The sequence below is a fragment of the Streptomyces aculeolatus genome, assembly GCF_020400605.1.
GTDB classification, from domain to species: Bacteria; Actinomycetota; Actinomycetes; order Streptomycetales; family Streptomycetaceae; genus Streptomyces; species Streptomyces aculeolatus.
In genome coordinates this window covers 299,707-315,168 of sequence record NZ_JAINRD010000005.1, presented here as the reverse complement: position 1 = coordinate 315,168, position 15,462 = coordinate 299,707, and the positions used below count along the sequence as shown (strand labels likewise).

Annotated in this window: 32 protein-coding genes and 1 tRNA gene; 1 reads left to right on the top strand and 32 read right to left on the bottom strand. The window is 71.2% G+C overall.

The window, feature by feature from the left end; all coding sequences use genetic code 11:
- Positions 1-16 precede the first annotated feature (16 nt).
- From LG396_RS12120 to LG396_RS12110, 3 genes are read right to left on the bottom strand one after another with little or no spacing between them, the layout of a single operon-like run.
- Positions 17-760, bottom strand: a complete 744-nt coding sequence (locus tag LG396_RS12120; protein WP_225794738.1) for a PDDEXK family nuclease — start codon at positions 758-760, stop codon at positions 17-19.
- The gene (locus LG396_RS39665) at positions 760-2,163 is read right to left on the bottom strand and encodes a replicative DNA helicase (protein ID WP_225794737.1); all 1,404 of its coding nucleotides are present in this window, start codon (positions 2,161-2,163) and stop codon (positions 760-762) included. Before LG396_RS39665 ends, LG396_RS12120 begins: the two co-directional genes overlap by 1 nt.
- On the bottom strand, positions 2,160-2,492 hold the full coding sequence (locus LG396_RS12110) for a hypothetical protein (protein ID WP_225794736.1): 333 nt from the start codon (positions 2,490-2,492) through the stop codon (positions 2,160-2,162). The genes LG396_RS39665 and LG396_RS12110 overlap by 4 nt, the downstream gene beginning before the upstream one ends.
- 734 nt (positions 2,493-3,226) lie before the next feature.
- Between LG396_RS12110 and LG396_RS12105 the strand changes: the two genes are divergently transcribed.
- Positions 3,227-3,427 carry a type II toxin-antitoxin system Phd/YefM family antitoxin gene (locus LG396_RS12105; protein WP_225794735.1) on the top strand — a complete coding sequence of 67 codons (201 nt, stop codon included), beginning with the start codon at positions 3,227-3,229 and terminating at the stop codon, positions 3,425-3,427.
- Between the two features lie 2 nt (positions 3,428-3,429).
- Here LG396_RS12105 and LG396_RS39660 read toward each other — a convergent pair whose 3' ends face one another.
- From LG396_RS39660 to LG396_RS11960, 29 genes are all read right to left on the bottom strand, one after another.
- Positions 3,430-3,846 (bottom strand): WhiB family transcriptional regulator, encoded by a 417-nt coding sequence (locus LG396_RS39660; RefSeq protein ID WP_308190092.1) that lies wholly within the window; start codon positions 3,844-3,846, stop codon positions 3,430-3,432.
- Positions 3,843-4,706 (bottom strand): hypothetical protein, encoded by an 864-nt coding sequence (locus LG396_RS12095; RefSeq protein ID WP_225794734.1) that lies wholly within the window; start codon positions 4,704-4,706, stop codon positions 3,843-3,845. The genes LG396_RS39660 and LG396_RS12095 overlap by 4 nt, the downstream gene beginning before the upstream one ends.
- Complete coding sequence (locus tag LG396_RS12090) at positions 4,703-4,984, bottom strand: hypothetical protein (protein ID WP_225794733.1); 282 nt, start codon at positions 4,982-4,984, stop codon at positions 4,703-4,705. The genes LG396_RS12095 and LG396_RS12090 overlap by 4 nt, the downstream gene beginning before the upstream one ends.
- Complete coding sequence (locus tag LG396_RS12085; protein WP_225794732.1) at positions 4,981-5,367, bottom strand: hypothetical protein; 387 nt, start codon at positions 5,365-5,367, stop codon at positions 4,981-4,983. Before LG396_RS12085 ends, LG396_RS12090 begins: the two co-directional genes overlap by 4 nt.
- Complete coding sequence (locus LG396_RS12080) at positions 5,364-5,882, bottom strand: helix-turn-helix transcriptional regulator (protein WP_225794731.1); 519 nt, start codon at positions 5,880-5,882, stop codon at positions 5,364-5,366. The genes LG396_RS12085 and LG396_RS12080 overlap by 4 nt, the downstream gene beginning before the upstream one ends.
- 52 nt (positions 5,883-5,934) lie before the next feature.
- Entirely contained in the window at positions 5,935-6,810 is an 876-nt protein-coding gene (locus LG396_RS12075; protein ID WP_225794730.1) for a type 2 periplasmic-binding domain-containing protein, read from the bottom strand.
- Positions 6,807-7,670, bottom strand: a complete 864-nt coding sequence (locus tag LG396_RS12070) for a PD-(D/E)XK nuclease-like domain-containing protein (protein ID WP_225794729.1) — start codon at positions 7,668-7,670, stop codon at positions 6,807-6,809. The genes LG396_RS12075 and LG396_RS12070 overlap by 4 nt, the downstream gene beginning before the upstream one ends.
- A complete protein-coding gene (locus tag LG396_RS12065; RefSeq protein ID WP_225794728.1) occupies positions 7,667-8,281 on the bottom strand; it encodes a 3'-5' exonuclease in 615 nt (204 codons plus the stop codon). The genes LG396_RS12070 and LG396_RS12065 overlap by 4 nt, the downstream gene beginning before the upstream one ends.
- Positions 8,281-8,520 (bottom strand): hypothetical protein, encoded by a 240-nt coding sequence (locus LG396_RS12060; protein ID WP_225794727.1) that lies wholly within the window; start codon positions 8,518-8,520, stop codon positions 8,281-8,283. The genes LG396_RS12065 and LG396_RS12060 overlap by 1 nt, the downstream gene beginning before the upstream one ends.
- Before the next feature lie 107 nt (positions 8,521-8,627).
- A tRNA-Leu gene (locus tag LG396_RS12055) sits at positions 8,628-8,702 on the bottom strand.
- A gap of 6 nt (positions 8,703-8,708) precedes the next feature.
- The gene (locus LG396_RS12050; RefSeq protein WP_225794726.1) at positions 8,709-9,695 is read right to left on the bottom strand and encodes a hypothetical protein; all 987 of its coding nucleotides are present in this window, start codon (positions 9,693-9,695) and stop codon (positions 8,709-8,711) included.
- A 1-nt stretch (position 9,696) separates the two neighbouring features.
- Positions 9,697-10,191: a hypothetical protein gene (locus LG396_RS12045; protein WP_225794725.1), complete on the bottom strand. Its 495-nt coding sequence runs from the start codon at positions 10,189-10,191 to the stop codon at positions 9,697-9,699.
- Positions 10,188-10,463: a hypothetical protein gene (locus LG396_RS12040; protein WP_225794724.1), complete on the bottom strand. Its 276-nt coding sequence runs from the start codon at positions 10,461-10,463 to the stop codon at positions 10,188-10,190. Before LG396_RS12040 ends, LG396_RS12045 begins: the two co-directional genes overlap by 4 nt.
- Positions 10,460-11,212 carry a hypothetical protein gene (locus LG396_RS12035; protein ID WP_225794723.1) on the bottom strand — a complete coding sequence of 251 codons (753 nt, stop codon included), beginning with the start codon at positions 11,210-11,212 and terminating at the stop codon, positions 10,460-10,462. Before LG396_RS12035 ends, LG396_RS12040 begins: the two co-directional genes overlap by 4 nt.
- Positions 11,209-11,505 (bottom strand): hypothetical protein, encoded by a 297-nt coding sequence (locus tag LG396_RS12030; protein ID WP_225794722.1) that lies wholly within the window; start codon positions 11,503-11,505, stop codon positions 11,209-11,211. Before LG396_RS12030 ends, LG396_RS12035 begins: the two co-directional genes overlap by 4 nt.
- On the bottom strand, positions 11,502-12,176 hold the full coding sequence (locus LG396_RS12025; protein ID WP_225794721.1) for a DNA methylase: 675 nt from the start codon (positions 12,174-12,176) through the stop codon (positions 11,502-11,504). The genes LG396_RS12030 and LG396_RS12025 overlap by 4 nt, the downstream gene beginning before the upstream one ends.
- Positions 12,173-12,394, bottom strand: a complete 222-nt coding sequence (locus LG396_RS12020; protein ID WP_225794720.1) for a hypothetical protein — start codon at positions 12,392-12,394, stop codon at positions 12,173-12,175. Before LG396_RS12020 ends, LG396_RS12025 begins: the two co-directional genes overlap by 4 nt.
- A complete protein-coding gene (locus LG396_RS12015) occupies positions 12,394-12,630 on the bottom strand; it encodes a hypothetical protein (RefSeq protein ID WP_225794719.1) in 237 nt (78 codons plus the stop codon). The genes LG396_RS12020 and LG396_RS12015 overlap by 1 nt, the downstream gene beginning before the upstream one ends.
- Complete coding sequence (locus LG396_RS12010) at positions 12,623-12,847, bottom strand: hypothetical protein (RefSeq protein WP_225794718.1); 225 nt, start codon at positions 12,845-12,847, stop codon at positions 12,623-12,625. Before LG396_RS12010 ends, LG396_RS12015 begins: the two co-directional genes overlap by 8 nt.
- The gene (locus LG396_RS12005) at positions 12,844-13,146 is read right to left on the bottom strand and encodes a hypothetical protein (protein WP_225794717.1); all 303 of its coding nucleotides are present in this window, start codon (positions 13,144-13,146) and stop codon (positions 12,844-12,846) included. The genes LG396_RS12010 and LG396_RS12005 overlap by 4 nt, the downstream gene beginning before the upstream one ends.
- A complete protein-coding gene (locus LG396_RS12000) occupies positions 13,139-13,342 on the bottom strand; it encodes a hypothetical protein (protein WP_225794716.1) in 204 nt (67 codons plus the stop codon). Before LG396_RS12000 ends, LG396_RS12005 begins: the two co-directional genes overlap by 8 nt.
- The gene (locus tag LG396_RS11995) at positions 13,339-13,476 is read right to left on the bottom strand and encodes a hypothetical protein (RefSeq protein WP_225794715.1); all 138 of its coding nucleotides are present in this window, start codon (positions 13,474-13,476) and stop codon (positions 13,339-13,341) included. Before LG396_RS11995 ends, LG396_RS12000 begins: the two co-directional genes overlap by 4 nt.
- The gene (locus LG396_RS11990; RefSeq protein WP_225794714.1) at positions 13,476-13,766 is read right to left on the bottom strand and encodes a hypothetical protein; all 291 of its coding nucleotides are present in this window, start codon (positions 13,764-13,766) and stop codon (positions 13,476-13,478) included. The genes LG396_RS11995 and LG396_RS11990 overlap by 1 nt, the downstream gene beginning before the upstream one ends.
- A complete protein-coding gene (locus LG396_RS11985) occupies positions 13,763-13,987 on the bottom strand; it encodes a hypothetical protein (protein ID WP_225794713.1) in 225 nt (74 codons plus the stop codon). The genes LG396_RS11990 and LG396_RS11985 overlap by 4 nt, the downstream gene beginning before the upstream one ends.
- Positions 13,984-14,382, bottom strand: a complete 399-nt coding sequence (locus LG396_RS11980; RefSeq protein WP_225794712.1) for a hypothetical protein — start codon at positions 14,380-14,382, stop codon at positions 13,984-13,986. The genes LG396_RS11985 and LG396_RS11980 overlap by 4 nt, the downstream gene beginning before the upstream one ends.
- Positions 14,379-14,543: a hypothetical protein gene (locus tag LG396_RS11975; RefSeq protein WP_225794711.1), complete on the bottom strand. Its 165-nt coding sequence runs from the start codon at positions 14,541-14,543 to the stop codon at positions 14,379-14,381. Before LG396_RS11975 ends, LG396_RS11980 begins: the two co-directional genes overlap by 4 nt.
- Positions 14,540-14,773, bottom strand: a complete 234-nt coding sequence (locus LG396_RS11970; protein ID WP_225794710.1) for a hypothetical protein — start codon at positions 14,771-14,773, stop codon at positions 14,540-14,542. The genes LG396_RS11975 and LG396_RS11970 overlap by 4 nt, the downstream gene beginning before the upstream one ends.
- A gap of 108 nt (positions 14,774-14,881) precedes the next feature.
- A complete protein-coding gene (locus tag LG396_RS11965; RefSeq protein ID WP_225794709.1) occupies positions 14,882-15,157 on the bottom strand; it encodes a helix-turn-helix domain-containing protein in 276 nt (91 codons plus the stop codon).
- A 1-nt stretch (position 15,158) separates the two neighbouring features.
- Positions 15,159-15,407 carry a helix-turn-helix domain-containing protein gene (locus LG396_RS11960; protein ID WP_225794708.1) on the bottom strand — a complete coding sequence of 83 codons (249 nt, stop codon included), beginning with the start codon at positions 15,405-15,407 and terminating at the stop codon, positions 15,159-15,161.
- Positions 15,408-15,462 lie beyond the last annotated feature (55 nt).

Below are 15,462 nucleotides of genomic sequence, written 5' to 3'. Positions count from 1 at the left end.
TCGGGTCGGGCGGGGGTCATGTGGTTTCGCTATCGGGCTCGGCATGGCTGAGTGCGGAGCCGCTGATGCGGATGAACTCGACCTCGCCGTCGCCGGATAGAAGGCCGCGGGCGCCGGCGAGAGGGCCGCGGCAGGCCCGGCAGCGCGCAGAGTCGAACCACGTAACGAGGCGGCAGTCCAGGCACCTCGCCAGCCAGGTACGCCGGCCGCGAGTGGACTCCCACCTGAGGAAGCCGCCGTGCCTCCATGCCAGTCGGAGCTTCGCGTAGGGGTGCAAATGGTCGTAGGACTCGTCGCCCCAGGGGTGCATCGGGCGAGGCGGATGGCCGATCAGCACGAGTTCGCCGCCAGGCCAGCGGCACCTGCAGTGCTGGATGCCGCGGATGCGGGGGCAGTGGCAGGCGAGGGCTTGCCCGTACTCAATGGCCTTCTCGATGCGCGGGACGCCGGTGCCCTTCACTTCGACCCAGGTGCCGATCTCGGGCAGGTGGAAGTCGGGCACGTAGCCCGCGCCGGATGGCAGGGTCACCTTCCTCGGCTCGTACTCCCAGGTGATGCCGAGGGAGTCGAGGGTGGCCGCCCAGGACGCCTCAAGGGCGGACCGGAAGATGGTGCCGCGGTACGCAGTCGGCAGTGCCTCGGTGGTCATGTCTCCATCGAGTTGTCCGGCTGTCCGGTCTCTCCGCGCCCGGGAGGTCTCCAGGTCGTCGATCAGGGCCTCGAATATGTCGCGGCCGTCGAAGTCCTCTTGGAGGGTCATCACGCCGCTCCTTCGATCGATCCGGTGGGGGTCCATTCGGTCTTCTGGTGGGAGCGCAGGCGCCCGTACCGGCCCTGGAACTGGAGGGTGATCGTCACGCCCTGCTGGCCGTTGCGGTTCTTGCCTACGATCAGGTCGACTTCGCCGGCGCGGGGCCCGGTGTCGGTGCCGTCAGCGGCGAGTTCGCGGTGGAGCAGGATGATCACGGATGCGTCCTGCTCGATCTGGCTGGAGTCCTTGAAGTCGGTGACGAGCGGCGTGCGCCCGACGTGGCCGCGGTTGAACTGGGCCAGGGCGACGACGGGGATCCCGGCCTCGGCGGCGAGGAGCTTCAGCCCGCGGGAGATCTTGGCGACCTCCTGGGCGCGGGAGGCGTCGCTGCGCGGGGTGTGCTCGGGGGTGATCAACTGCATGTAGTCGACGACGACCATGGCGGGCGGCGTCCCGTTGGCGGCCATCCACCGGACGCGGGCGCGGATCTTCGGCACGGTGAGGGCGGGAGAGTCGTCGAGGATGAAGTTGTCGGCCTTGACCATGCGGTCGGTGACCTTGGCGATGGAGTGCCAGTCGCGGTCGGTGAGCTTGCGGTGGACCAGGTGGTTGAGTTCGACGCCGGCTTCGGCGGCGGTGAGGCGGGCGAGGAGTTCCTTGCGGCTCATCTCCATGGAGGCGACGAGGACGGGCAGGCCGCGACGCAAGGCAATGTGCGCGGCGAGGTTCATGCCGAGGAGGGACTTGCCGCCTCCGGTGGCGGCGCCGACGACGGTCAGCTCCTTGGGCTTGAACTGCACGGCGGCGTTCAGGTCGACCCACGGGGAGTCGAGGGCGTCGGGGTCGCGGCCGGCGGCGAGTTCGTCGACGAACGGTTCCCAGTTTCCGGCGACGGAGAGGTCTTCTTCGGTTTCGCTGCCTGCCGAGTCAGCGATGAGCTTGCTGGTGGCGGTGGAGAGTTCGTCGAGGATGTCGCCGGGGTCGGCGTCGGCTTCGCAGGCGCGCTGCAGGGCCCTGGTGGTGATCTCGATGAGGTCCCGGAGGGTGGCGAGCTTCGCGACGATCTCGGCGTAGAAGCCGGCGTTCCCGGCGGTGGGGGTGTTGTGGACGAGCGTGTGGAGGTAGGTCGCGCCGCCTACGCGCTCAAGGTCGCCGGTGCGGCGGAGCCGGTCGGTGACGGTGATGGGGTCGGCGCGGACGCCGGGCTTGCCGTGGACGGCGAGGATCGCGTGGTAGATCGTTTCGTGGGCGGGGCGGTAGAAGGCGTGGCCGTCGCCGAGGACGGATTCGGCGTCTACGGCGGCGTCCGGGGACAGGAGCATGCCACCGAGGACGGACTGTTCGGCGCCGAGGTCGTGGGGTGGCGGTGCGGCGATGGTGTCGTCTGGCGGCGGCTGGTCGTGGTCGTTCACGGGCGGCTTCCTTCAGCTTTGGGGTGGCAGTCGGGGCAGGGTGCGAGGGAGGGCAGCCCGTCGTGTTCGATCTCGACGAGGCGGGTGTCCGGGTCGCAGCCGCCGCACGGGGGTCGGGTGGGCCGCGGCGAGTCGCGGGCCGAAGGCGAGGGCCGCCGCGGGAGGGGCGGTAGTTCCGCCCAGCCCTGCATGAAGTACTTGGCGGACTCGACGTTGGTCCGGGCGGCGACCTTTGCGGCGTGGTCGACCATGGCGGGGATGCCGGACTTCAAGATCAGTGAGTGGACGGGGAACCACTGGTTGGCGCGGAAGGGCCAGCGGACGATCACGCCCCGGTTGCTGAGGCCGTCGATGAGTGGGCGCGCCCACTCGGGGATGCCGTAGTCGTCGAAGACCGGGCGCTCTGGCTCCCTCTCTTGCTTGCTGGGTGTATGTGGGAGATGTGGGCCTGATTCCGGCCCACTAGCGGCCTCCAGAGGGCCTGATTCCGGCCCACTAGGCGAATCCGAAGATCCCTCTAGTGGGCTCAATTCCGGCCCACTAGCAACGCTTAGTGGGCCTGATTCCGGCCCACTAGCGTGATCTTCGGAGGGGTCTAGTGGGCCTGATTCCGGCCCACTAGGAGTGGCGGGGCGGATGAACCCGGCCGCCTTCGGAAGGCAGTACAGAGACGACCGGGTGCCCTTGCCCTGCTCGACGATTTGAAGTTCGCCGCTGTCGACCGCCGCCCGCACTGCCGCCCTCGCCACCGACCGGGAGGCGTTAAGGGCGGCGCTGAAGTCGGCGTAGCTCAGCCGTACCTCGCACGCCGGAGTTCGCACCTGGTCCGCCACGTGCAGCATGGCGAGCCGGGCGTTACCCCTTGTCTGGGAGTGGTTCCACACCCAGTGCATGGCATCCAAGGTCACTGGCGTCTTCTTTCGATGGTGGTGCTGACGGGGGTCTGAGCGCGGAACCAAAGCCCTTAGGGCGGGATGGTGATCTCACTCCCGGCGTAGCTATTATAGCTAAGAACGCTACGGAGGCTAAGATGTCCATCCAAGCCGTCAGCTACGCTTTGCCTATGAGCGCGACCCCCACTGAGCACCGAGCGAAGATCGCCGAGGCCCGCAACGTCCTCGGAGAGGTGATCGCGCGCGCCCGCTTCGCCGGCGAACCGACGATCCTCATCAACCGCGGCAAGGAAGCAGCCGTGATCGTGTCGCCGGAGTTCTACCGGCAGGCCCTCGAGGACCGAGCACGCCTCGAGTCGCTGGAGAAGTAGCCTCACGCCGCACCTGCCGGCGTCGTCCACTTCGCCTTGCGCCGCCGCGCCTTGTCCGCCTCGTGTGCCTCGGCGCAGGCGTCGTCGACGGGCTCGCCGCGGTCGAGGTGCCGGCGGTACGCGGCGTAGGTGCCGCAGTCCGACTTCGGCCGCCCGCCGCCATGCCGCCGCTGCTGCTCTGTCCCGGACCGTCGTGCGATGCGTCGTGCAAGGTTGGCGCGTTCCCTTTCGTCGAGGCCGCCCCAGATGCCGTCGCTGGCGCCGATCTTCAGTGCGAACGCCAGGCACTGCTGACGCGACGGGCAGCGTCGGCAGACGTCCTTCGCCAGCTCGATCTGGCCGCGGTCGCCGACTGGGAAGTGGAGGTCGGTGGGCTCGTCGCGGCAGGCGGCGGCCGTGCGCCAGTCGGGGGCGCTCATGCCGCGGTCTCCATATCGCTCTGGACCCGCCGGCGCCACCGGCTGATGGCAGCCTGGACGTTCTGCTTGGTCTCGCCGAGGCGCTCGGCGGCCTGGCCGCGGGTGTAGCCCTGGGCTTCGAGTTCGAGGGCGTTCTCCGCGAGGGCGACGAACTTCGGGGTGTCCTCGCCGTAGTTGGCCTGCGCTGCGGGGTCGTCGATCGTGTCGTCGTCCCAGCAGATGGGGGGCGCCCAGCCTTGGCGTTGGGCCTGGGCGCGGGCGGCGCGTGCGTGGTGGCGGGCCACGCCGTGGTCCTCGGGCCGCCGGTCGGCGAGTTCTTGGTACGCCCGGTTGATGCGGCCGGCGTTCCATGTGGTCACGGGCCCGTCGGTGCGCAGCAGGTAGCCGATGTACTCCTTCGTCATGCCCTCGGGGATGTGCTGGGCGATGACGGCGCGGGTGAAGCCGATGGCGATGAGGGCTTGCAGCCTGCGGCGGGTGCCGGTGCCGTCGAGGGTGCGTGAGGTGCGGCCGGGCTGCGCTGGGGGCGGGACTGCGAGGAGGCGGGCCTGTGTGCTGTGGAGGATCCGCCCTTCGCCGCGGGCGATGCGGCACAGCATCTCGGCGGTGATGCGTGCGGCGCGCATGATGTCCTTGTTGGGCATGCCGGCGGCTTGGAGGCGCTGGAGGTGCCGGCGGGCGGGTTCGATGGGGACGCGCCCGGGGCGGCCGGTGGCGCGGAGGTAGTTCCAGCGTTCGACGTCGGCGCTCTTGGCTCGGGTGCAGGAGTCGCAGCGGCATCCGCGGTGGTAGCGGCTGGGGGTTCCGTGGTCGGGCATGGGTCCGGGCTGGCGGACGCGGCGCTTCGTGGGGGTGCTCACTGCTGCTCCTTCCGAGGGCGGGGTCCGGTGTTGCGCTGGGTGGCGGCGGGCTGCCGCCACATCTCCTCCAGCAGCCGCCGCGCGTTCTCGTTGCGGCCGGGCTGGGTGTCGTGGACGATGGCGAGCAGTTCGTCGCAGTGGTTGTCGAAGTCGGTCTTCGCCGTGGCGTCGCGGTACTCGCGCTGCAGGGCGCGCACGTGGTGTGCGGCGCGGCGGATGCAGTGGACTGCGGCGGCGAGGAGGACCCCGGCGGCGAGCAGGGCGAGGGTGGTCGTCATGCGGCGGCCCTCCGCTCGCGTGCGGCGCGGGTGGGCGCGTAGGCCGTCAGGACGTACAGCCCGATCTCCTTCTTGTGGGTGTCGGGCGACGTGGAGCGGACCTTGCCGATCTCGACGATGGGCGCCGGCCGCCGGTTAACCATGGAGAGGATCACGCGACCGGCCATGCCCCATGCCATGTCGGGCAGGAGGTGCCGGAAGTCGTTCATGGAGAACGGGCGGCCGTCGGCCCCGAAGACCTCGATGGCCTGCTCGATGAGCTGCTTGTCCCAGTCGGAGACGGAGCGGATGAGCAGGTCGAGTTCGTCGGATATGGCGAGGGAGCCGGCGGCCGGGTTGACGGTGCCCTGGGTGGGCTCGGGGAACTGGAGCTGGCCGGTCACCTCGCACCGCCGGGGGTCGTGCTCCACTGCGGCAGGTAGCCAGCCTCGCGCGCCTTGCCGATCCACTTGGCGGCGGTGGAGTGGCCCACCCCGTAGCGGCTGGCGACGGTGACGGTCGGCGGCAGGGCATCGTTCTCGGCGGCGAGGTAGGTGGCGGCCACGGCCTGCAAGTGTTCGCCGGTGAGGCGGTAGCGCTTGCCTTCCTGCGGGCTCTCGGGCGGCAGGCTGTCGGGGAGCTGCTGCCCGCAGGTGGGGCAGGTTGCTTCTCCCGGCGGGGCGAACAGTTCGTCGAAGGTCACTCCGAACAGTTCGGTGAGGCCAGCCAGTTCGTTGGCGGTCCAGTTGCGCGGCCTGGTGCGGGCTTCGGCGCTGGACCAGACGGCCTTGGACCAGGGGGCGCCGGTGATGTCGCCGAAGCGCTTCCCGGCTTCGTCCTGCGTCCAGCCGCGCAGGATCCGCAGGCGCCGCACGTTGCGGCTGACCGTCGCGGATGCGTCGGGCGTCGTGTCGCTCATGTCATGATCTCCTTACGGCCCGCCCGGCTACGCCCCGGGCGGGCCCGCGGGGTTACGGGGTGGACGGGAAGTTCGGGTCCGGCTCGTTCGCCGGCTGCTGGCGCTTCGTTGCGGCCTTGCCGCTGCTGCCGCCGGTCAGTTCGTCGGCGGTCACGCGCTCGGGCGGGAACTCGTCCTCGACGGCGACCTCGCCGCGGTCCAGCGACTTGAAGATCACGCCGAGCTGGGCGACGTCGTGCTCGTTCCACTTCGCCGTCGGCCGGCCGATCTTCTGCTCCAGTTGCGCGGTCGTCACGCCGAACCGCTCGAAGACCTTCACCGCATCGGCGATGCGGGTGTGCAGCGGCTTGCCGCCGCCGTCCTTCAACGTCTGCGAGCAGAGGGCCTTGGCCTCCTCCACGAACCAGGGCGGCAGGATCGCGAAGATCGCCTCACGGACGCGGCGGGCACCGTTGTTGGCGTTGTTCTCGTAGATGTCCCGCATGTCGGTGAGCTGCTTGGCGCCGTTCTTCGTGTCGCGGCGGTGCGGCACGATGAACGTCGAGGAGTTGCGGGAGTTGGTCTGTACGTCCCACGCGAACGCCTGCATCTCGGACTGCCCGTAGTCGTCGTCGCGCCGCAGCTCGACCAGGCCGTACTGGACGTTGCCCCAGCAGCGGGCGAGTTCGCGGGCGAGGTGGACGGAGGCGCCGGTGACGGTGGAGCCGCCGCGGGAGTAGCGGAAGAAGGCGCGCTCGGCGAGGCCCTGCTGCTTGCAGGACTCGCGCATCTCGGCGACGGCGGCCTGCATGTTGCGGGGGCACTGCTGGGCGACGACGACAGCGGCTTGGACTTCGGCGGCGGCGCGGGACTGCTCGACGGCAGTGCCCTGGCCGACGCGATTCGGCACGGCCGGCGCCGGGGTGGGCAGGTGGGCGGGCTGGTTCATGCGTACTCCTCGTCGTGGCGGACCTGGGCCCAGGTGGGCTGTGAGGCGGTGATGACGCCCTCGGCATGGCCGGGCCAGTGGCCCGTCTCGACGCAGCGGGCGTAGGTGTTGATGGCGCGGCGGTTGCGCTCGCGTCCGCGGCGAACGTCGTCGGGGGCGATCTCGGCGACGGTGACCAGGTACGGCGGGGTCTTCTCCTGGAAGGCGAAGACCATGACGGTGTCCTCGCCGCCGATGCCGGTAGCGATGGCGCCGTCGATGTACCAGGCGGCCTGCTGGTGGTAGCCGTAGGCGGTGATGGCCTTCTCGACACCGGCCTTGCTGGCGTCGGTCGTCGTCTTGTAGTCGGTGATGACGAGGCGCTGGCCGGTGTCGCGGTGCAGCGTCCAGTCGAGGAGCGCGCGGCGCTCAACGCCGGTGGGCCCGTCGGTCCAGAACAGGGCGCGTTCGGCGACGCCGCGGCCGGGGGTGAACAGGGGGCCGGCGAGGGGGTCGTGGCGGATCGCCTCAGCCATGGCTTCGACCTGCTGCCATTCGCGTTCCAGGAGCGGCGTTGCACCGACGGCGCGCGCCTCTTCGGCCTCTTCCTGTGCGGCCTTGCTGCGGTAGCTGTCGTACTTGAGGACGGCGATTTCTGCGCCTTCGCCGAGGATGAACTGGTGAGCGGCTCGGCCGAACTCGAAGGTTCGCTTCGCCGGCTGGCCGTGGATCTGCTCCCACCGGAACTTCGCCGGGCACGACGGCGGCAGCAGCTTCCGCGCGCCGGTGGACGACAGCGCCGGGTGGGCGTGGTAGTCGTCGGCGTCCATGCCGTCGACCACGCCGAGGGTGGGCGTCGCCGGCGGCGCGACGGCGGTCATGCGGCACGCTCCACGGCCTGCCGGTCGCCCGTCACGGCGTCGTACACGTCGCGCGCCCAGCGGGCGTCGACGAGCGCCTGGTGGCCGTCGTCGCCCGGCGGCTCAACGCCGACCGCGCGGGACAGGTCGCGGGACGAGTAGGGCGGCGTAAGCAGCTCGCCCGGGTGCCACTCGGCGAGACCGCGCCCCTTCATGTATCCAGCGGCGAGGGTGGCGATGTCGAGGACGCGGTAGTGCCAGGGGATGCGGCGGCCGTGGTCCTGGAGGAGCTTCGTCAGGTGCGCGGCGTCGAACGCGGGGTTCGAGCCGACCATGACGGCGCCGCGGAGCGCAGTCTGCAGGTCGTACAGGAACTCCGGCATCGTGAGTCGCCACGGCGGGTGCTCATGCGGCAGCCCCACCGCGTCCCAGCCGTCGGGCACGGCGAACCGCTCCTCGTAGCGGCCGATCTTCAGCGCCTCGGGGTCGGCGGTGGCGAGGTCCGGGCGGACCTGCCACAGGTACTCGGTCTCGACGCCGTGCTCGCGGCGGATGACGGCGACCTCCCAGACGTCCCCGAAGCGGGGGTCGAGGTGGGTCGTTTCGGTGTCGACGAAGGCGAGAGCGGTCATCAGAACGGCACCGCCTGGTTGCGGCGGGAGCGCCGCCACAGCGGGATGCGGAACCCGGCCGGGTCCCAGCAGCCGCAGACGTCGGTGTCGTAGTCGATGTCGCCGCTGTCGGTCATGCGGTGGCCGACTTCGATGCCGCCTTCGCCGCGGCAGTGGCGGCAGTCGGGGTTGGGGCCGCGGGTGATGTAGATGGCGCGCTGGTACAGCTCTGCTGTCCAGCGGCCGAGGCGGATGGTCATGTCCTGGTCTCCTCACGGACGCGTTGATCTTGGGTGGGGTGTGGGTGGGTGGTGCGGCCCCGCGGCCGGGTGCGGCGGTCACCGCCCGCGGGGCCCGACTCAGGCGAAGCCCGGGGCGGGATTCGAACCCGCACTTGATCCGCTTTTAAGGCGGCTGCGTCTGCCTGTTGCGCGACCCGGGCGTGGGTTCATGCCGCCACCCGCCTCCGCTGTTCGGCGACCTCCGCGAACCGCTGCCACCCGTAGCCGCTGCGGTCCACCGCCCACTCGGCCGCGCGCGCCGCCAGCGCCGGGGCGAGCTCGGCCACCTCCGCGATGTCGGCGCTGCCGTAGGCAAGCAGGGCGCCCGTCGCCGCATGCAGATCCAGGTGCCAGGCGTCGCCCACGTTGTAGGCGACGACGCGGGCGCCGGACGGCGGCTCGTAGGCGCAGAAGGTGCCGCCGTCGTGCCAGTGGGCGCCGGTGAGGAACACAGGCTTCGGCTGGGCCGGGGTGGGGCCGGCCACTTCGAACAGCTCGCGCAGGTTCCCGTTCGGGGTGAGGGCTTCGCCGACGAGCCGGATCACGTCGTCGGCGGAAACCTCGGGCTTGTCACGCAGCACGCCGAGCACGGAGCGGGCGGCATGCACGAGGGCCCGGTTGTCGTCCAGGCGCCACGACCTCGTCGGGTCCTCACCCTGCGTCCCGTCGGTTACGCGCAGCCCGTGCCGGGCGCCGGACGCGATCCTCTTGAGCTGGGCGATCCGTTCCGCGTTGGCCCGCTCAGGCAGTGCGTCGACGGCGGTGAGGACGGCGGTAAGTTCCTGGGTTTTCCGGCTGACCGCGTGGCAGGCCAGCATGTCGAGTCGATCGCGCACCTCGCGCATCACGCCGGCCCGCACCCGCTCGCCGTACTTGCGCTGCTCGACGAGCAGGCCCATGTACCGGTCGTTGACGGTGATCCGCTCCTGCATCACCTCCTCGCAGACCCGGTTCAGGACTTCCAGATCCGACAGTCCGTCGAGGGTCTTCGCTTCGGCTTCGGCGTGGGCCAGGTCTCGACGGGCAGCCTCCAGCGACTCGGTGTTCTGGTTCTTGATGTGGAAGGCGACCTTGTCGCGGTACGACGCGACTGCTCCGGCGGCAGCGGTGCGGATCTGCGCGACGCGCTCGGCCGCGGTCATCGCGTAGTTCATGTCACGCCACCTCCCCGGTGTCCTCGCCCTGGCCGGGCTGTCGGCCGACGCGCAGCGGCATGGTGTCGCCGGCGGTCCCGAAGTGCCCGCGCCGGGCGGCCTCGGCGAGCGGCATGACCCTCGCCGCGGGCCCGCCGATGGTCCGCACGCCGTGGGGTGCGGTCGCCTGGTCGTCGGGCGCGGTGACGTTGCGGACCATCGGCGGGACGGTGATCGCGCCCACCTCGGCGAGCTTCGACTCCGCAGCGGCGGCCCGCTTCTCGGCGTCGGCCGCACGCTCGGCCTGCTGCTGCAGGAGCGCGATGCGCTCGTCGGCGGCCTGGAGTCGCGCCGTGGTGACGATCAGCTCGTCGGCGAGGATGATGTTCCGCTGCCGCAGCCCGTCCCGCTGCTGCTCGGCATCGGCCAGCCGGTCGCGCAGCAGGCGCAGCTTGGTCGATGCCCGCGGCGGGGCCTCGCGGTGCCGGCGCTCCCGGGAGGGGTGGAGGATGCTCACCAGATCTCACCTGCTTCCGCGGCTGCTTCGTTGGCGTCCTGGCAGGTCGGGCAGAGGCCGGTGATGCGCCACTCGGCCTCGTAGCGGCGGGCTTCGTCCTGGTCCCAGAAGACGCGGGCTTCGCCGGTCTCCGAGATGAGCGGCTGGCCGCAGCCGATCGGCGGCTTCAGGCAGCGCTCCTCGCGGATCGCGTCCGCGGGCAGATCGCCGCCCGTGAGGGCGCGCAGGAAGTCGGCCTTCGGGATGGAGATGATCTCCGGGTGGTCGCTCACGCTGCCACCGCCTCGCGGGCGGGCGCCGGCTCGGCGAGGCGCTCCAGGCCGTAGCCGCGCACATTGTCGTACCGGCGGATGCCCCACACGATCGCGTGGCAGGCCCAGATGAACGACCAGTCCCAGTCGCCGAACGACCACTCCCACACGTCGTGGAACTTGAAGCCCTTGAACTCGAAGGACTCCAGCAGACCGCGGGCTTCGCCCTCGTCCGACAGATCCTGATCGAGGATCTCCGCGCGGATCTCCTTGCCGAGACCGCGGGGGGCGTCACTCCAGCGGACCGAGTCCACGAAGTGCTCGACCACGAGCTGCCGGAACAGATCCTCGGAGTACGTCTTCACGGAGTCGCTGCCGCTGTCCAGCTTCTGCGCCCAGTAGTGCGCGTTGATGCCGCCGCGCCTGCTGCGGAAGAACTCGAACATGTCGGGCAGGCGCTGGAAGGTGTAGTTGTTGCCGAGGTCGCCGCGGATGTGGAGGGCGCCCGGCCAGGTGACGAGGTCGAACCAGTAGGCGCTGTGCTTGGTCTGCCGGAACCGGATGTGCCGGTACAGGCCGTCGTTGTGGAGCACGGTCATCTGGTGGCTGGCGGTGTCTGTGCGGAAGCGCTTCGCGATGTCCTGCTCGCGCTCGTCGGCCGACACCCACGATGCGGGCATCTGGCTGGCGCTCAGCCTCTTCGGGAGCTGTTCCGGCTTGCCGAGCAGCGCGGCGGCTTCCTCGGCCGTGTACGTCTTCGTGTCCGTCATCGTGTGCTCCGTTCGGTCTGGTGGTCGTGGGTCGGGCGGGCGGTCCACCGCTGCCCGTCGCGCTGGTGGATCGCCCCGCGGACCAGCGCCCCCAGGTCCCGGCGCCCGGTACGCGCCTCGAAGCCGGCGAGCGTCTCGGTGTGGCCGGCGGCGAGGGACGCCGCGTAGTCGGGGGTCCCGCGGAGGCGGGCGTTGGCGGCCTGGGCGGCGGCGAGCTGCGCCTCCACGCGGGCCAGGCGGGCGGTGAGAGCGGCGACCTGGGCCGCCAGCGCCTCACGCGTCGGGGCGGTCATGCGGCCACCGCCTCGGGTCGGGCGAGGAACTGCTCGCCGAGCCACTGCGAGTAGGCGGGCGGGATGGCCTCGGCGATCTCCTTACGGATGTCGGTCCAGTCGATGCCCATGGCCCGCTGCCAGTCGGCGACCGAGCCCTTGCCGCCGCCGTCGCCGTACACGGCGAAGTAGGGGCCCTCGTACCACTGGCCGTGCCGCATTCCGGCGACCCGCCCGCGGTGCTTGCGGTGCGCCGGCTGCGGCGCGGCCCAACCGCCGAGCTCGAAGTTGCGGTGCCGGATCACGGCCAGGTCGAACTGCTCGCCGCACAGGGTGAGGTCGACGCGCATCTTCTTCGCGGCCCGACCCGGCGGGTTCTCGATCACATACGGGCGGCCGGTCGACTCCAGGGCCGCGCGGGTGTCGGCCATCAGGTCCGGGTAGGTGAACTTCCCGGCGTTGGTGCCGGCGGTGAGGGTGCAGTCGTGCTGGCACGGCGGCCCGGCGTGGATCAGGTGGTACTTGTGGCCGTGGGCCTTGATGTAGTCGATCGCGTCGCCGCGGATGAAGGTGTCGCCGCAGTAGCGCGGCTGGTCGGCGATGTCGACGCCCGCGACGTGGAAGCCGGCGAGCTGGTATCCGCGGGTGCAGCCGCCGACGCCGCAGTAGGCGGCCAGGAGGCGGGGCTTCACGAGGCCACCCCCACCGGCTCGTACCAGCGGGCGTCCTCCGGCCCGTGCGGGGAGAGCAGCCCGAGTTGGCAGAACAGGCGCAGGTCGCCCCGAGTGGTGGTGCGCTTCGGGGCCTTCAGCCGCAGCCGGTTGATGGCCCACACGTCGCCGGTGGTGATCTTCTTGCGGCCGGACAGCAGGGCCCACAGGCGGTGCTGCCGCGGGGACAGGGCGGTCATCACGCGGCCTCCGTTCGGGCCTGCTGCTGCCGCTTCCAGTCGGCGAGCCGGGTGGCCGCCGCGGCGAGTGCGTCGAGGGCTTCCGGAGAGGAGGCTTCGACGTGGATGCTCAGGGCCCGCCCGAGTCGCAGCGCGGCGTACTGGACCCCGAAGGGCGTCTCGCTGTGGGCGACCTCGATGTCTGCCGGGTCGGGTCCGAGGACCATGCCGGCGCTCGTGAGTCGGGTGTCAGCCATGGCGCACCCCCGGGGTGGCGGCGGCCTCGTAGTCGGCGAAGACCTCGGCGCTGGCCCGCTCGTAGAACTGGCGCTGGCTGCCCGTCCACCCGGCCTCGTCGCCCCACATGCGGCGGCAGGCGGCGTCAAGGTCGACCAGCGCGTACTGCGCCCGGTCCGCGAGCGGCGCCCGGGACTCGATCGCGCTGACCGGCGTGAAGTCGTCGATGAGGCTCATGCCGCTTCCCCCTCGGCGGCGGCGGGCCGCGGCCACGCGGCGTTCACGAGCTGCGCGACGGCATGCGCCCGCCGCACGTCGGTGCACGGCCACGTGTCGTCGTCCCGCTCGCAGTGCAGGCCGTCCCGGTCCTGGTACGGGGTGTGGGCGTCCGCGGCGTCGGCGAGGAGCAGCCCGATCGACAGGAGCGCGGACTCGCCCATGCCCACGGTGCCGCCGGTGCGCATGAGGTGCTGGCCCACGTGCCGGGCGGTGTCCGCGGCGGTCTGGATCTCGCGGGATTCGGCGCGGTCAGCCATCGGAGTCCACGCCCTTCGGCGGGCAGGCGGGGCACGCGAAGCCGGCGGGGCGGCATGTCGAGTCGGTGTCGAGGTCGAGGAGTTGGTGTCGGGTCTCGGGGTCGACGCGGGCGGCGAGGAGCCGGAGCGCGTCGGCCTCTACCGCGGCGGCCGGCACGTCGAGGGCGTTGATGCGGAGGGTCTGCGGGATGGTCATGACCTGCCTCCCAGGCCGAGCCAGCGAAGGAGTGCGGCGATCGGCCGCGGGGGGCGCCGGGTGTCCAGCGCGGCAGCCAGCCGCACGGCGGCGGCATCCAGGACCGGGGCGGGGGTGGAGTCGAGGGCGTCCATCAGGCACCGCCGATCTCGTCCGCGCCGCTCGGCTCCGGGTCCACGTGCGTCAGGCAGATGCCGCCCGAGTAGCCGTCGACCAGCACCACGGGCGTGCCGTGTCCGAGCGCCCATGCCCGACTGCGGGTGCGGGTCTCCAGCCGCTTACAGGGGTCGGAATCCCCGTAGGCGCGACCGGCCTCGGCGCGCTGCCGGTAGGCGACGGACATCGGGTCCTCCGGCCGGAGGAGCGGGTAGGCGATGACTGGGGTGCCGATCGGGTAGTGCTCGTTCCAGGTCTCGGCGTTCATGAGTGACCCCCCAAGATGTCGATGTAGCGCGCGTGGTCCCTGTCGACGTCGGACATCAGCGATGCGAGGAGGCTGTCCGGCCGGGCGTCGGCCCGCGCCTTCAGCTCGGTCATCGACAGCGGCTCCGGCTGCGGCTCGAACACCGAGCAGCCGGCGTCGTGGCCGCAGGCGCTGCAGCAGGCACCGCAGTCGCAGTTGGGGGAAGGGGCGTGGGCGCTCATGCCGCACCGCCGTGCAGCTCGTCGGTGAGGCGGGCGATGTCGTCCAGCAGTCCGGCCGGGAAGGGGCCGCCGTGGTCGCGGCACTCCCGGAACGCGGCGAGCTTCGCGTTGAACTCGGCACGCTGCTGGCGCTCGGCTTCCCAGCGCTCCCGGGTCTCCGCACCCGCGGCGCGGGCCTGGGCGTACACGTAGAACAGCTCGTCCCACGCCTCGTCGTGCTCGCCCTCGGGGAGCATGTCCAGCGCGATGCGGCCGACCGCCGCGGACGACGGGGGGAACTCGGAGATGACGGCCGCCTTCTCCTCGGCTTCGGCCCACATCGCGGCCAGCGGCGTTACCGCCTCCACGTCGACCGTCGCGGCGTCGAACTCGGCGTCCAACTCGGGGAAGTTCATCGCGCACCGCCTCGGAACAGGCGCCGGATGCGTGCGGTGAACTTGCGGTCGGCCTCGTCCTGCTGGGCCGTGCGGAAGTTCCGGAAGCAGTGGGCCGACCCCCAGCGCTGGGAGCAGCGGGCGAAGTCGCGCTCCTGCTCGGCGGTCCGGCGGGGGTTCATCGGGCACCGCCGGACTGCGCGGCGCGCGCGGCCTGCTCTGCGAGCTTCGGGTCGTGGTGGTCCAGCAGCCTCTTCGCCGCAGCGATATCCGCGACAGCCTCACGGCGGGCCAGCAGGCGCTCGCCTGCCGACATGTAGGTGGACGACTCGTCGAACCGGCGGTACGCGTCGACGGCTTCGTCGAACACAGACTGCACGCCGTCCGGAAGATCAGGGATGATGGAGGACATGTGGTCCGCCCTTCTCTGTAGGGATGGTGGGGGTGGGTCGCACGCGGCCCTCGGGCCGCGGTGGCCTCGTCCCGGTGTGTGAAGGCCCGGGGCGGGGCCGCAGCCGCTCTAGGCGGCGGCAGGACGGCGGGGCTGTGAGGTGCGGCGGCGGACCGGCTTGCGGTCGCTGCGGCGGTACTCGTAGATCAGGGCTCGGTCCGCCTTGTCGGTGATGACGCGGCGCCCGACCTTCGCCTTGATGTCCAGCTCCTTGAGCAGGCGGCGGATCGTGTCGACGCTGCACCCCAGGACGGAGGCCGTCTCCTGGATGGTCATGTACTCCTGGTTGGGATCGGCGGGGGCCTGGGGGCGGCCGTACTTCGCGTACCGGTCGCTGGTGGCCATGTCACTCCTTCGGGGAGTCGGTACTCGGTGGGGCGAGCAGTAGCTCGTTGGCATCGGCACCCAGTGCGGCCCTGAGGGCTGCGTACTTGCCAGGCCGCATCCGCCGGCGGGTGCCGTTTTCGAGGTGGCTCAGGTAGCGACGACTGATCTCGGCGGAGTCTGCGAGCACTTCGGTGTCCAGTCCGAGGTCCATGCGCTTCCGCCGTATCGCGTCCCCGTCCACTTCGAAGAAGGGTTGGGGTCTGTGCATGGCATTGAAGGTAGCGCTAGTTAGCCCTCATGTCTAGCCCTAGTTCGCGTTAAGT